12 protein-coding genes are annotated in these 14,220 nt (G+C 61.9%); 2 read left to right on the top strand and 10 right to left on the bottom strand.

Annotated features, from left to right (window positions below):
• Positions 1 to 5: 5 nt before the first annotated feature.
• The 9 genes from ACYVGC_RS03385 to pta form a co-directional block, all read right to left on the bottom strand.
• Positions 6 to 629, bottom strand: coding sequence for a hypothetical protein (locus ACYVGC_RS03385; protein WP_460582365.1), 624 nt, complete (start codon positions 627 to 629; stop codon positions 6 to 8).
• 130 nt (positions 630 to 759) lie between these two features.
• On the bottom strand, positions 760 to 1,371 hold the full coding sequence (locus ACYVGC_RS03380) for a PALP domain-containing protein (protein WP_460582364.1): 612 nt from the start codon (positions 1,369 to 1,371) through the stop codon (positions 760 to 762).
• An 18-nt stretch (positions 1,372 to 1,389) separates the two neighbouring features.
• Positions 1,390 to 2,139 (bottom strand): VUT family protein, encoded by a 750-nt coding sequence (locus tag ACYVGC_RS03375; protein WP_460582363.1) that lies wholly within the window; start codon positions 2,137 to 2,139, stop codon positions 1,390 to 1,392.
• Positions 2,140 to 2,266: 127 nt separating this feature from the next.
• Positions 2,267 to 3,184 (bottom strand): ribonuclease Z, encoded by a 918-nt coding sequence (locus ACYVGC_RS03370; RefSeq protein ID WP_460582362.1) that lies wholly within the window; start codon positions 3,182 to 3,184, stop codon positions 2,267 to 2,269.
• Between the two features lie 164 nt (positions 3,185 to 3,348).
• The gene (locus tag ACYVGC_RS03365; protein WP_151089188.1) at positions 3,349 to 3,723 is read right to left on the bottom strand and encodes an STAS domain-containing protein; all 375 of its coding nucleotides are present in this window, start codon (positions 3,721 to 3,723) and stop codon (positions 3,349 to 3,351) included.
• A gap of 116 nt (positions 3,724 to 3,839) precedes the next feature.
• On the bottom strand, positions 3,840 to 4,712 hold the full coding sequence (locus ACYVGC_RS03360; protein WP_460582361.1) for a DUF4198 domain-containing protein: 873 nt from the start codon (positions 4,710 to 4,712) through the stop codon (positions 3,840 to 3,842).
• Between the two features lie 106 nt (positions 4,713 to 4,818).
• Positions 4,819 to 6,657 carry a glycosyltransferase family protein gene (locus tag ACYVGC_RS03355; protein ID WP_460582360.1) on the bottom strand — a complete coding sequence of 613 codons (1,839 nt, stop codon included), beginning with the start codon at positions 6,655 to 6,657 and terminating at the stop codon, positions 4,819 to 4,821.
• Between the two features lie 127 nt (positions 6,658 to 6,784).
• Positions 6,785 to 7,996, bottom strand: a complete 1,212-nt coding sequence (locus ACYVGC_RS03350) for an acetate/propionate family kinase (protein WP_460582359.1) — start codon at positions 7,994 to 7,996, stop codon at positions 6,785 to 6,787.
• A 178-nt stretch (positions 7,997 to 8,174) separates the two neighbouring features.
• Positions 8,175 to 10,268, bottom strand: a complete 2,094-nt coding sequence (gene pta, locus ACYVGC_RS03345) for a phosphate acetyltransferase (RefSeq protein ID WP_460582358.1) — start codon at positions 10,266 to 10,268, stop codon at positions 8,175 to 8,177.
• Positions 10,269 to 10,557: 289 nt separating this feature from the next.
• Here pta and ACYVGC_RS03340 point away from each other — a divergent pair, with 289 nt between their 5' ends.
• A complete protein-coding gene (locus ACYVGC_RS03340; protein WP_460582357.1) occupies positions 10,558 to 11,130 on the top strand; it encodes a protein-tyrosine phosphatase family protein in 573 nt (190 codons plus the stop codon).
• A gap of 137 nt (positions 11,131 to 11,267) precedes the next feature.
• On the top strand, positions 11,268 to 11,897 hold the full coding sequence (locus tag ACYVGC_RS03335) for a nitroreductase family protein (RefSeq protein WP_460582356.1): 630 nt from the start codon (positions 11,268 to 11,270) through the stop codon (positions 11,895 to 11,897).
• A 17-nt stretch (positions 11,898 to 11,914) separates the two neighbouring features.
• On the opposite strand, the gene ACYVGC_RS03330 is transcribed toward ACYVGC_RS03335, so the two are convergent.
• Positions 11,915 to 13,756, bottom strand: a complete 1,842-nt coding sequence (locus tag ACYVGC_RS03330) for a HAMP domain-containing sensor histidine kinase (protein WP_460582355.1) — start codon at positions 13,754 to 13,756, stop codon at positions 11,915 to 11,917.
• Positions 13,757 to 14,220 lie beyond the last annotated feature (464 nt).

Here is a 14,220-nt window from a genome sequence, read left to right as displayed (position 1 = left end):
AGAAGTTAGTCTGCTTTGGGGCCGGGCGTTTCAATAGCCCGTAAGGATTTACCGGTATTTAGCGCATGGACGATGTCGGGCATATCATTGGCCGAAATGTACTTAGATTTAACAAACTGCACTAAGTCGGGCCGGGAGGCCACAATTGGCAATAAGTTAGTGCGAAACTCCTCACCCGGGTTACCAGTCCATTTACCGGAAATAGCGGCCAGCGTGCTACCCATGCGCAGCAGGTAAATGCTAGGCGCGGGTAGCGTGCCATTGGGGTTATTGGGATAGTCGTAACGCATAAGCTCTATGCGGCCGCTGTCCAGCTGTTGCAGAAATACTTTGCCCATTATTATACGACGACCAAAGTCGGCTCGTACTTCAAAGCCTTCGACAACGGTATACTTCTCATTCTCAATCCGAAATGTCGATACCTCGGTTGGAGTTAATATAACGTTCTTAGCGCCAAACCTTTGCACGACTAGTTTCTCCGGGTTGCGCAGCTTAAGCATGCATACCTGACGGTTGCCAGGTGAGGCCCGCAACACGTAGGAGCCTGGCTTAAAGGTATTCAATTCGCCAAATTGAGCGTTTGCTAGTCGAGAAATCAGGAAAGCGGCTATTAGAAGAATGAGGCGCACTGGTGGAAAATAAAGTGGCTAAGGTAAAGGTGGGGCTTCACGCGCTTTTATCCCCAACACTTCCTTTTATAGTTCCGCCGTTTCGGCCGGGCCACGGGCGCGGTCAATGGCGTAGTGCGCCAAGCAATTGCTAGGGCTTTACAAAAGGTTGCCCAGAGTTGAGCGCGTGAAAAAAAGCGGTAAGCATACCCTCCGAAATTGGGCCACCATCTAGCAAGGCCAGCAAATCGGGCCGGTCGGCGGCATAGGGCCGAAGCGCAAGCCGCAGCTTCTGGCCTTTGTTGGTCCAGGCGTAGTCGGGCAGGCTGATGGCATTAGTCGCGTCGGCCGTTTTTACCAGGTACACTGCCACCGCGCCTCCGCTCGTCACTTCCCCATTAACGCCGTACGCACGGGCGTTGGCCGACTCGTAGCGCAGCAGCGACACCCGGCCGCTATCAAGCACTTCGACCAGCGTGCTGGGCAGTGGCACATATTTCACGCCGGCCGGAACGAGGAAGCCCTGGGCCGGAATGAAATACTGCTTGTCAGCTATTTTTACGTAGGTGATGGCACTGGCGGCAACGTGCGTAATTCTCTTGCCGTTTTTTACGCGCAATTCGGGGCCATCCACCAGTAAATTACCCACGTATTGCTGCGGATTATTCACCAGCTTATAAACGCCCGGCGCGTATTGCGCCATGCTCAGCCCAGGCAGTAGCAGCCCCACCGCGAGTAGTGCTGAACGAAATAGGTAGCTCATTTTGCAGTTAATTAGTTGTTAAACGCTTACGTCTGTTACTGCCTCCTCCTGCAGCTCCGCCGTTTCGGCCGGGCCGAGGTAGCGGTCAATGGCATAGTGCGCCAGGTAGAGCACCGGCGTGAGCAGAATAGCCGCCGCGAATTTATACCAGTAGTTAAATTTGGCTACGCTGATAACCTGCGCCATTGGCCAGTTGCCAAACACGTGAAATGCCACGTAGAGCACCACAAAGCTGTCCACTAACTGCGAAATGAGCGTAGAGCCCGTGGCCCGCAGCCAGATAAAGCGGCTGCCCGTGACGCGCCGAAACGCTTGAAACACGCTGGCATCCAGCACCTGCCCAATCACAAAGGCCACCAGCGAGCCGATAATAATGCCCAGCCCCTGCCGAAAAATGCTCTGGTAGGCAAACTCAATATTGAAGGGTCGGCCCTGGGCATCGGTCTTGTTGAGGTCGAGCCAGAAATCGGCCGGAATCAACTTTGTAGTGCCCAGAATGACCAAAAAGGCGTACAAAATCAGCCCCACCGTGAGGAAGGTGATGCGCAGCACGCCCTTGCGCCCGAAGTACTCGTTGATAACGTCGGTGGAGATGAATACCACCGGCCACACCAGCACGCCCGCCGTGAGATTGCCAGTGAGGCCGAAGGTTTTTTCAACCGAAAATATCTTGACGCCGATGATTTCGGCCAGCAGCGCATTTACCAAAAAAATGCCACTGAGCACCAAGTAAAGCTGCTGTTTCTTATGGGCGTGAGTGGCGGGCATATCCAAATTTGTCATTGCGAGCGCAACGCAGTGGAGCGCGGCAATCGCATCAGACCAAATCGTTCGGGTTTCGTTTTGGTACGATTGCCGCGCTCCACTGCGTTGCGCTCGCAATGACAGGTGATTTTTACACGCTCACCAGCAGGCCTTCAGTGGCTAGCTCGGTCCACTCAAAAACGGCTTTGGCTTCCTGCAAGTGCGGGTCGAGCTGCTTGTAGCGCGACGAAAAATGGCCGATGAGCAAGCGATGTACGTCGGCGGCGCGGGCCAGCTCGGCGGCCTGCCGGGCGGTGCTATGGTGAGTGGTGGCGGCCCGGTCACGCAAGTCGTGCAAAAAGGTAGCCTCGTGGTAAAGTAGGTCCACCCCCTGCACCAGCTCGGCCAGCGCAGGCGTATAAATGGTGTCGGAGCAGAAAGCGTAACGGCGCGGCCGGGCGGCGGGCACCGACACATCGGCATGGGCCAGGGCGGGGCGGCCGGTAGCCTCATCGGCGGGCAGGTCGTGGCCCTGGGCCAGCTGGCTGAGCTCGGCGGGGGTGAGGCCGGTGGGTAGCAGCTCCTTTACCAGCTTGGCGCGGCGGGGCTGCTCCTCAAACAGGTAGCCGCTGCACGGAATGCGGTGGTGCATGGGCAGCGACCACACCCGCACCAGGGCATCCTCGTACACCACGCTGTGGGCCTCGGTATCGACGGGCACGAAAGTGATGTCGTAGTGGGGCTGCATGCGCGAGTGCAGGGCCTGGGTGGTAACTACCAGCTCCAGGCCGGGCGGGCCCACCACCGTCAGCGGCTCCTGGCGGCCTTGCAGACTGAGCGTGCTCAGTAGGCCAAACAAACCCAGGTAATGGTCGCCATGCAGGTGCGAAATGAAAATAACCCGCAGTGAGCTCAGGCGGCGGCGATGCTCCAGCAGCCGCAATTGCGTGCCCTCGCCGCAGTCGATGAGGTAGCGGCCCTCGCCCACGGCCAGCAGCTGCGCCGTGGGGTGGCGGCCCACCATCGGCGTGGCCGAGCCACTACCTAATATCTGAAGCTCAAAAGTCACTGGCGTTTAGCTGTTAGCCGTTGGCTATTAGCTGTTAGCTTTTTCACGAAATGAACCAACGAGTAGCTTCTGAAAAAGTATAACCGCTAGCTATCAGGTGCCGGCTCTCATAGAAATGAGAAGCCAACAGCTAATAGCTAACGGCTAACAGCTTAGTGAAAAAACTATTCTTTATCGGTCAGGTCGCGCTCGATGGCGTGCAAAAAGATGCGGTCGATGCCTTCCTCCACGGTGGGCAGGATGTGCAGCACCGACTCCAGCTTGCTGATGGTAATGAGCTTCAGCACGTGGTCTTGCAGGCCGGTGAGCACGAGCAGGCCGCCTGTTGAGTTGCAGAGGCGGTTGGCAATGAGGATACTGCTGAGCCCCGACGAGTCGGTGTATTTTACGTTTTGCAGGTCGAGTATCAGGTTGTTACTGCCTTCCGCGTTGAGCTTAACAAACTCCGATTTTAGGTCAGGCGCAACGGTCGTATCAAGCTTTTTTTCATCAATGGTGATGACGGTATAGCTTTCTTTTTTATCGATGGAGTACTTCATAAAAACCGCGGCGGGAGAATGAGATTTGGTGCTGAGAAGCGAAGGTAAGGATAAAAAGGAAAACGCAGAAGTAAGCGCAGCCGCACGCATAGCGCTAACTACTTGGTAAGGTGCGACTAATGCTTTTCAGCTGCCGTGAGCGGCCCGCCGAAGGTAAGCGAGGCCCAGGTGCTCAGCCAATCGGCCCGGTTGGCCAGTTGGGGTGGGGCAGCCTCCATGCGCACGGTGGCCAGCAGGTAGGGGCCGGCCCCAGGCAGGCGCAGCAGCACCCGGCCCTGGGCATTGGTGTGGGTAGTGAAGTGGCTAACAATTGGCGCGGCAGATGGTTGCGCGCTCGAACGAATTTCGGCTTGCCACACCTGCACCAGCGCGCCCGGCACGGGCTGGCCTTGGGCCAGCACGCGCACTGTGAGGGCCGCGCCGGGCCGCAGGCGGTAAGGGTTTTGCTCGGGCACCAGCTCCAGGGGCAGCCCCAGCACCCGGCGAAAAGCAGTGTCGGCTGCGGCTGGGGCTAGCCGGGGGCCGCTGGTGGCCAGCACTAGCGCCTTGGCGCAGCGGCGGTAGGCCTCGCGGCCGGGCTTGGTAGCGGTTTGGCCGTCCTCTTCGCGCTGGCGCAGGGCCGGGCCCAAGCCTTCTTCGCGTAGGTAGGCAGTGAACTGGGCAGCGGGCAGCTCCATAAAAGCGGGCTGGCTGGTGAGCGCCACCAGGTGGGTACCCGGTGTGGGGCAGCGCATGGCCGGGGTTACCGAATCGGCCAGCAGGGCCGGGCGTAGGTCGGTGGAGTCGGCCGCGCCGCTGGGACCCATGCGCACGAAGCGGCGCACCCGGCGCGTGGGGCGGGGCCAGGTTTCGCCCGCAAAGTTCTGGCCCACCAGCAGCCGCAGCGGCACGGCCGCGCCCACCGCTACCCGGTAGCTGGTGGGTTGCAGCCAGAACTCGTGGGCGAGGGCAGCGGCGGGTAGGAGGAGGAAGGCGAATAGCTTTTTCATGCGGGTGTCGTTCGGGAAGTTACCGCAGAGGTTCGCTGAGCTGTTCAACGTCTGTTCTCAGCGGTTTACCGCGGCGAATCTCTGCGATAACTTATTGAACGACACCCTACTGCCGCTCCAGCGCCAGCGCATAGGCGCGGTCGTAATACACGCGCAGGTTTTTCCAGTCAAAAATGTCGGCTGAGCTTTCCACCCGGTTGCGCTGGCTGATGCGGTCGCGGCGGCTTAGCAGCACAAAATTCCAGAGCATATCAGTAAGCTCCTCGGCCGACTGGTCGAAGCTGCGCTCCTGGCGGCGCACCACAAAAATGCCCTTGTCCTCGTGCTCGGGCACGTTTTTTTGCACGTAGTCGCCGAAGCCGGAGAGGTCACTGGTGATGGCCGGCACGCCACGGGCGGCGCACTCCAGCGGGGTGTAGCCCCAGGGCTCGTAGTAGCTGGGGAACACGCCCAGGTGGCAGCCGCGCACAAACTGCCCGTAGTCCATACCAAACAAAGGTGAGGTAGTACTCACAAAATCAGGATGATACACGATTTTCACGCGGTCGTGCTGGTTGTTGACCAAGTTGGCGCGGCGCACGAAGTTCAGGATATCATCGTCCTGATCGTTCACCAGGTTGTGGGTAATGACGGAGGGCAGGGCCGAGGTTTTCCAGCTTTGCAGGCCGCGGCGATAGCGCAGCTTCCAGTAGTCGTCCACCATGCTGTCGAGGTCGGGCAGGCGGTGGTCGGCGCTGGCGGCGGCGGCGTAAAACAGCCGCTCGCCCACCTGCTCCTCAATGGCCCGGCAGGTTTGGCGCACTTCCTCCAGCTGGGCGCGGCTTTGCAGCACCAGCGGGTTGATGCTAGTGTAGGGCCGCTTGGTGATGAAAAACATGACTACCTGGCCTTCCAGGCCGCTGGCTTGCAGGCGGTGGTTGAGGCGGGCCAGGGCCTCCAGGGTCAGGTCGAAGCCCTTATTATGATACTCGTAACGGCCCGACGTGAACAGGTACAGCGTCTGGTCGAGGTCGAAGGAGTAGCTCTGGAAGAAGTGGGCCATCACAAACTCGTGGATTTTATCCTTGTAGAGCTTGTGCAGGTTTTGAAACTCGTGCAGGGCCACGAAGCGCTCGATGTTGAGGCCGTTGGGCAGCACCGCATCGGGTATCCTATCCAGTAAATAGATGCATTCGCGCACGGTCAGCTCGCTCACGGTGGTGAACACGTGGCTGCCGTGGGCGGCGGCGCGCTCCATGCTCACGGCCGGCTCAATGTTGAAGTGGCGCGCCTGGGTGCGCCAGTCCACCAGCATGAGGTGGTCGTAGAACTCGGGGTCGTTCATGGCCAGGTAGCGGCCCAGCAGCGTGGCGTGCGTGGTAAATACCAGGTGCACAGGGGCTTGGCGGCGGCGTAGCTCTGGAATGGCCACGCCCGTCATCCACTCGTGGAAATGGGCCACTACCTTCCACTGGTTGACCGTTTGGCGGGCTACGGTTTCGATAAACTGAGTAGCCAGGTGGCCAAAGGCGATAACCTGGTGCAGCAGGTCATCGTTGTCGGGGGCGGGTATCTGGTGGTCGCGCCAGAGGTCACTTTTCAGCGTGCCCAGCTCATTGTACTTCTGAAACGGGTTGATGAGCACCGTGCGGGGCCGGCCCGTGACGAGCCACACCCCGAGGCAAATGTCCATGCCTTGGGCGCGCAGCGTGCGCACGGCCTGGGCGTAGGGGTCGTTCATGCCAGCCAGCTGGTCGTCGTCGTAGCTCTCAAACTCCCCCTGGGCCTGCTGCGGAAAGTAGGGGCCTAGCAGGCAGTAGCGCCCACCCCAGGCCGGCATGGTAGCTGGCACCTTGGAGCGGATAACGGTATAGATGCCACCCACCTGGTTGCATACTTCCCAGGCCACTTCGATGAGCAAGGAATCGGGAAACAAGGCTTCGGGCGCGTGGGGCTGGGGCTGCATAGCGGGTGGGAGGAGGCGAAAATTATGAGTAGGACGAATGTAGGGGCTAGCATTAGCTTGCGCCAAAGTACGCTGCCTAGTAGAAAGCGCAGTAGCTGAGATATGGCCGCTTACGCATTACTACGGCCTAGCCGCTAACTAGGCTGGCGCATTGCCGCGCAATTTCCAGCTCTTCGGCGGTGGGGATGACCAGGATTTTTACCTGACCTTCCGGCGCATTTAGCTCCCGCAGGCCAGGGGTGCGCTGCTGGTTTTTGGCTTCGTCCAGGATTAAGCCAAAAAACTCCATGTCCTGGCAGACCCGCGCGCGCACCAGGGCGTCATTTTCGCCCACACCGGCCGTGAACACGATGGCATCCAGGCCGTTGAGCACGGCCGCGTAGGCCCCGATGTACTGGCGGATGCGGTAGGCGTACAGGTCGTAGGCCAGCGCGGCGCGGGCATCGCCGGCGGCCAGGGCGGTAGTAATGTCGCGCATGTCGTTAGCGCCGGTGAGACCCAGCATGCCGCTTTCCTTGTTGAGCAGGGTGTTGACCTGCTCTACCGTGTAGCCCAGCGGCCCGAGCAGGTGCAGCAGCACCGACGGGTCGACGTCGCCGGAGCGGGTGCCCATCACCAGGCCGGCCAACGGGCTGAATCCCATGCTGGTATCCAGGCTCTGGCCGCCGCGCACCGCCGCCACGCTGCACCCGTTGCCGAGGTGAATGGTGATAAGGCGCGCATCAGGCTTATCTAGGTAAGCGGCGGCCTGGGCGGCCACGTACTGGTGGCTGGTGCCGTGAAAGCCGTACTTGCGGATGCGCTGCTCGGTGTAGAGGGCCGTGGGCAGGGCGTAGCGAAAGGCGTGCTCGGGCAGCGTCTGGTGGAAAGCCGTGTCGAACACCGCCACCTGCCGGGCCCGCGGAAACACGCGCTCGGCTACTTCAATGCCCAGGTAGTTGGCCGGGTTGTGCAGCGGGGCCAGCGTAAATAGCCGCTTAATCTCGGCCTTCACGGCGGGCGTGATGGGTGTGGCCTCGGCAAACGACTCGCCCCCGTGCACCACCCGGTGCCCCACCACTGCCACGTCGGCCGGGTCCTGAATAACGCCCTGGGGCGCGGCGGTGAGCAGGCGCACCACTTCGTGCAAGCCCGCTTCGTGGTCGGCCAGCGGCAGGGTTAGCTGGGTTTCGGTGGGCGGGCTGGCCGGGGCTTGCAAGTTGAAAACCCGGTGCGTAATCGTGGCTTGCGCCGAGCCCACGCGCTCGACCAGCCCGCTGCATACGGGCTGCTCCACGGGCCAGCGGAAGAGCTGGTATTTGATGGAGCTGCTGCCGGAATTGACGACGAAAATGTTCACGTTGTATAGTTATTAAGCTATTAATCAGCCGTTAAAAGCTGTTTGTCATTGTGAGCACAGCGAAGCAATCGTACCAGAACGAGTCGTTCGAGCGTCGTTCGGATGCGATTGCTTCGCTGTGCTCGCAATGACAAACGATGTTCCGTAAGTCCTAGATGACAAATGATTCTCAACACAATCAGCCCTGCTGGCTTTGAATAGCGGTGATTACCACGGTGTTGAACACGTCGTCCACGGTGCAGCCGCGGCTGAGGTCGTTCACGGGCTTGTTGAGGCCTTGCAGCACGGGGCCGATGGCCAGTGCGCCGGTTTCGCGCTGCACGGCCTTGTAGGTGTTGTTGCCGGTGTTGAGGTCGGGGAAGATGAGCACGCTGGCCTGGCCCGCCACTTCAGAGCCGGGCAGCTTCTGGCGGCCCACCAGCGGGTCCACGGCCGCGTCGTACTGGATGGGGCCGTCCACTTTGAGGTCGGGGCGGCGCTGGCGCACCAGCTCGGTGGCTTGGCGCACTTTCTCCACATCGGCGCCCGCCCCAGAGGTGCCCGACGAGTACGAGAGCATAGCTACGCGCGGCTCGATGCCGAAGGCGGCGGCGCTATCGGCCGACGAGATGGCGATTTCGGCCAGCTGCTCGGCCGTGGGATTAGGATTCACGGCGCAGTCGCCGAACACGGCCACGCGGTCGGGCAGGCACATAAAAAATACCGACGACACCACCGATACGCCAGGCTTGGTTTTGATAAACTGCAGGGCCGGCCGGATGGTGTGCTGCGTGGTGTGCACCGCCCCCGACACCATGCCGTCGGCATCGCCCTGGTACACCATCATCGAGCCGAAGTACGACACGTCGCGCAGCAGGTCGCGGGCCATGTCGTGGTTGACGCCCTTGTCCTTGCGCAGCTCATAAAACGCCTCGACGTAGCCCGCGTACAGCGCCGAATTCACCGGGTCGATGATGCGCAGGTGCTCGGGCGGCATGGTCAGGCCCAGGCGCTTGATGGCCGCGGCCACCGCGGCCGGGTCGCCCAAGATGGTGAGGTCCACCACGTCTTGCTGCAGCAGCTGGGCGGCGGCGCGCAGAATGCGGTCGTCGTTGCCCTCGGGCAGTACAATGTGGCGGCGGGCGCGCTTGGCCCATTGCAGCAGCCGGTACTGAAACATGTGGGGCGTCAGGCCTTCGGGCTGGAAGCTGACCAGCTTTTCCCGCAGCGCCGGCACATCCACGTAGCGATCGAAGGTGCTGATGGCCAGCTGAATCTTCTTCGGATTATCGGGCGTGAGGCGCGAGCGAATGGCGCTCACCCGCGTGGTGGTTTCGAAGGTGCCGGTGGACACGGCCAGGATGGGCACCGCATTGGGCAAACCCTCCAGCAGGCGGCGCACGGGCTCGTCGGGCTCCGAGCCGGTCGAAAGCACGATGCCCGCCACCTTGGGGTAGCTGGCCGACAGGTTGGCCTGCAAGGCACACACGATGATGTCGCCGCGGTCGCCGGGCGTCACAATTAACACGTTATCCTTGAGGTAGTTAAGAAAATTGGGCACCTGCATGGCCCCGATAACGTAGTTGTCGACCTGGTTGCCCAGGCCGGCCTCGCCAAAGAGCAGCTTGGCACCCAGCCCGGCCTGAATTTCGCGCATGGTGGGGTGCAGCAGGTTGGGGTCGTCGGGGATGAGGGCCAGCAGCACCTCGGCCGGCAGTTGGCTGCGCAGCAGGGCCTGCACATCATCGGCCTGGGCGGGGGCAATGCGGTTGGCCACCACCAGCAGCACGGGCACCTCGCGGCTCTCGAAGTTGCGCAGTGTGGTGAGCACCGCGCTCACTACTTGGGCCCTGCTCTTGCCCTGCCCCGATACCACCAGGATAACGGGCACGCCTAAGTTTTTGGCAATCGACACGTTGGCATCGAACTCAAAGGCGGTGCCCGGCCCCACGAAGTCGCTGCCCTCCACCACCGTAAAATCGCAGGTGTCCTCCCAGTGCTTGAACTTGCGAATAACCGTGTCGATGAGCTCGCCCTGGGCCCCGGTTTCGAGCAGGTGCAGGGCCTCGGCGCGGGTGTAGGCGTAGGTGCTGGCCGCGGGCAGCGGCAGCTTAAAGTAGCTGCTGATGGTGGCCAGGTGCGGGTCGGGCTGCTGCGCCGGGTCGTAGTCGATGAGGGGCTTGAAGTAGCCCACCTGCCGCGTTTGGCCCAGCAGCATGTTCACGAGCCCCAGCGTGACGAGCGATTTGCCACTGTAAGGCTCCGCAGTAGCAATGAAAACGGCTTTAGTCATAGCTCCCTAACGTAGCGGCGGGCGGTGCCGTTGGCTAACGCGAGTTTCAATTTTGGGTGCAGCGCGGACTATCCAATGCAAGCAGCGCATTTGAGTAGGGCTTACGCAAAAGACGTTTGTCATTGCGAGCAACGCGAAGCAATCGCATCCGAACGACTGGCGCGGGTGTCGTCCGGATGCGATTGCTTCGCGTTGCTCGCAATGACAGACGCTCCGCGTGCGTCTAAACTCAGCAGTAGCTGTGCTCTCCCGCTTCCTTCCTAACCAGGCCACTGCGTTTCTTTGGGGCATGGCTGATGCGTTTCCGACTTCCGTTCCTTCCCCCGTTTTACCTTTCGACCGCGCCTACTGGGTGCTGCCCGGCCAGCTGCTGGCCGGCTACGTGCCCGTGAAGCCCGACCCTGCCGGCACCCGCCGGCAGCTGCGCGCCCTGCTGGGGCAGGGTATCCGCACGTTCGTCAACCTCATGCACGACGATGAGCAGAACTACGACGGCGCAATAATTCCGGGCTACGAGCGCGAATTGGCTGAGGAGGCCGCCACCCTGGGCGTGGCCGCCACCGCCCACCGCCTGCCCATTGTGGACCTCGACGTGCCCGCTGCGGAGCATATGCAACGCATTCTAAATGCGCTTGATGCGTCCCTGGCGGCGGGCCAGCCCGCCTACGTGCACTGCTGGGGCGGCCGCGGGCGCACCGGCACGGTGGTGGGCTGCTTTTTGGCCCGGCACGGCTACGCCACCGGGCAGCGGGCCCTGGACTTTGTGCAGCACCTGCGCCGCACCGATGCCAAAAGCGACACCAAATCGCCGGAAACCCCCGCCCAGTGCCAGCTGGTGCGCGAGTGGCCCGTGGGGGCGTAGCAACCGCTGCTAAGCTACGCTGCACTAGTGTGTAAAGTGCTGTCAATAAGTATATTAAATGAAGTGAAGGCCCGCCTTATAAATCAAATCAAGTGCTTCCCGGTTTACCCGGCTCACGCAATTTTTCCCGCTACCTCATGGCCGACCTTCTCAATGTGCTCCCGACCGAGCACCCCATTTTGCCCCAGTTGGCGCAGCGCCGCAGCCCCCGCGCCTACACCGCCCAGCCGGTAGCGGCCGAGGCGTTGCAGCAGCTTTTTGTGGCCGCCGGCTCGGCTTCTTCGTGCTTTGGCGAGCAGCCCTGGCGCTTTGTAGTAGGTAGCAAAGCCACTAGCGCCGAGGCGTTTGACAAAATTCTGGGCACGCTGGCGCCGTTCAACCAGCTGTGGGCCAAGGAAGCGCCCGTGCTGGCCATCAGCATTGCCAAAACCACGTTTTCGCACGATAACAATCCCAATGCCTGGGCTACCCACGACGTGGGCCAGGCCATGGCCACGCTGGCCGTGCAGGGCGTGGAGCTAGGCTTGCAGATTCACCAGATGGCCGGCTTCTCGCAGGACGCGGCCCGCGCGGCCTTTCATATTCCGGCCGACTACCAGCCGGTTGCCGTATTCACCATTGGCTACCCCGGCCCGGCCGACACGCTGCCCGACGGCCTGCGCGAGCGCGAACTGGCCCCGCGCACCCGCAAGCCGCTGGCCGAGTTTGTGTTTGAGGGTGGGTGGCCCACGCTGGCCGACGAGCGCTACGACCAGGCCCCGGTATAACGTTTGTAAACAATGGTTTACGCTGCCACTGGCCCGGCCAGGGGCAGCGTAAACCAAAACGTGCTGCCCTGGCCCACCACGCTTTCCACCCCCAGCTCGCCGCCCTGGCTGGCCACAAACTCGCGGGCAATGCTGAGGCCCAGGCCCGAGCCGCCCTGGGTGGGTATCTGCGCAAAGCGCTGGAATATCTTGTCCTGGTTGGCCGGGTCGATGCCGGGGCCCTGGTCGTGCACGCTCACCCGCACCAGTTGGCCGGCGCCGGCCAGGCGGGCTTCGATGCGCAGGTGGTCCTGCATGTGCGAGTAGCGAATGGCATTGGCCAACAGGCTGAGCAGCACCCAGGTAGTCTTTTCGAGGTCGGCGCGCACCGCGGGCAGCGTATCGGGCACCTGCACATCGAGCACCAGCCGCTTGGGTTGCAGCTGCGGCTGAATGGTATCGGCCACGAACTGCACCAGCGTGTGCAGGCGCACCCCCTGGAAGTTGAGTTGAATGGTGCCCAGCTCTAGCCGCGACACATCCAGCAGCTCGCCCACTACCTTAAGCAGCTGCTTGTTTTCGCGCGCCAGGGTGTAGGTGATATTTTGCTGCTCGGGGGTGAGCGAGCCCGCCGCGCCTTCCTGCAAGCGCTTGAGGCTGAGCTGCATACCAGCGAGCGGCGTTTGCAGCCCCTGCGACACCTGGGCCAGAAAGTGCCACTTGGCCTGGTCCAGCTTCTTGTATTCCGACACGTTGCGCAGCGTGAGCACCGAACCCGTGAATTCCAGCTTATCGAGGGCTGGGTTGAAGCTCAATACATCGTGGGCCAGCAGCCGGAAATAAGCCTCCTCCCCGTGCTGGGACAGGGTGAAAACGGCGTTTTGCTGGGCGCGCTGGGCCGCAGGCGTATCGAGGTAGGGTAGCAGCTGGCCAAAGAGGGTGTTTTGCTGGGCCAGCTCGTCGGCGGCGCGGCCCACGAGCTGCTCCACGGGCAGGCCCAATAAGCTGCTGATGACGGGGTTGGCCACGATAATACGGCGGTTTTCATCCACCAGCAGCAGGCCCTCATCCAGGGTGTTGACCACGCTGGCCACGCGGTTGCGCTCGGCCGTGAGCTGGGCCAGGGTGGAAGTGCGGTAGTCTTGCAGCTGGCCCAGCAGGCGGTTGAACGCCCGCGCCACCTGGCCCAGCTCGTCGCGCCCGCCTTCCTCAATCGTGGACGAGAAGTCTTGGCGGTTTGCCTGGTCGATGCTGGCCAGCAGCCGGCGCAGGGGCGTCACGGCCGACTCAGGCACGCTGAGCACGAAAAACAGGATGACTAGTCCGCTGAAGACGAGCATGGCCAGCGTGTAGCGGATAACCTGGGTGGCCTGGCGGGCCGAGGCTTCGTTTTTGCGGGTGAGGGCCGTCAGGTTGAGCTGCACCATGCGGGCGGTCTGGGCGCGCAGCAGCTGGTGCTGCGGCAGCACGCGGGCAAAATAATAATCGGTGGGCCGCTCGGGCACCGGCGCGGCCAGCAGCTGCTGGTAGGCGCTAAAAGTGCGGGTGAGCGAATCGACCACCTCGCGCTCGCCGGGCTCGGTAATGTTGCCGGCCTCGCGGGTGAGCGCCCGCCGAAACTGGCCCAGGCCCTGGCGCACCGTGGCATCATAGCCGGCCGGGGCGGTCGCCGTGAGGTAGTGCTGCTGCTGGGCCGGGGCCAATTGGTCGAGGGCCGCCGTAAGCTGCTGGCCCAGCTCTACCGAGTAGAGGTTGTCTTTCAGTACGTTGATGGCCGAGCGGTCGAGCTGCTTAAGCGAGTAGAGGGTGTAGGCCCCCACGCCCGCCAGCAGCAGTAGCACCGCCAAAAAGCCGACGGTAATCTTGGTCTTCAGATTCATAAGCAGAAAGCGAGCGCCGCAACCCAGCCCGAAAGCGGTGGCCCGCGCAATGTTGTAGCAAAGGTCGGCCACCCGCGCGGCGGGCCGCCGGCCAGGGCCTCTCGCCCGGCGTGCTACTGCCAGGGAGAGAGGCCAGCCGCAGTTCGACCAGTTGCCGGACTACATATAAAAGGCTCGGGCCAGTAGTAACAAAGCTAATGCCGCAACGGGTTAGGTGGTTTGCAACTTATTGTCAATTAAAAAGTTGACTATAAATTAATTAAATTACTGGCTAGCGCGGGCCTAGCGTTTTGCTAGGGCGGATTGCAATTTGCTAGCAATGCCACCTAGTGAGGGGGGCGGAGAGCCGTTGACTTCTACCGGGCAGCCCGGCCCCCGGCGCAGGTAAGTTCTGACCTCTCGCCCTCCGCGGCCGGGGGGGAGGCGCCCGTGACGGGCACATGCTCCCCGGTCCGCCGGCGCGA

This window comes from Hymenobacter arcticus, assembly GCF_054779975.1.
This window is presented reverse-complemented; position numbering and strand designations above follow the sequence as displayed.

Coding starts and splice junctions, on each gene's coding strand:
- ACYVGC_RS03380 (WP_460582364.1), bottom strand. CDS start 1,371: ATGAGCTACCTATTTCGTTCAGCACTACTCGCGGTGGGGCTGCTACTG.
- ACYVGC_RS03375 (WP_460582363.1), bottom strand. CDS start 2,139: ATGCCCGCCACTCACGCCCATAAGAAACAGCAGCTTTACTTGGTGCTC.
- ACYVGC_RS03365 (WP_151089188.1), bottom strand. CDS start 3,723: ATGAAGTACTCCATCGATAAAAAAGAAAGCTATACCGTCATCACCATT.
- ACYVGC_RS03360 (WP_460582361.1), bottom strand. CDS start 4,712: ATGAAAAAGCTATTCGCCTTCCTCCTCCTACCCGCCGCTGCCCTCGCC.
- ACYVGC_RS03355 (WP_460582360.1), bottom strand. CDS start 6,657: ATGCAGCCCCAGCCCCACGCGCCCGAAGCCTTGTTTCCCGATTCCTTG.
- pta (WP_460582358.1), bottom strand. CDS start 10,268: ATGACTAAAGCCGTTTTCATTGCTACTGCGGAGCCTTACAGTGGCAAA.
- ACYVGC_RS03340 (WP_460582357.1), top strand. CDS start 10,558: ATGGCTGATGCGTTTCCGACTTCCGTTCCTTCCCCCGTTTTACCTTTC.
- ACYVGC_RS03335 (WP_460582356.1), top strand. CDS start 11,268: ATGGCCGACCTTCTCAATGTGCTCCCGACCGAGCACCCCATTTTGCCC.
- ACYVGC_RS03330 (WP_460582355.1), bottom strand. CDS start 13,756: ATGAATCTGAAGACCAAGATTACCGTCGGCTTTTTGGCGGTGCTACTG.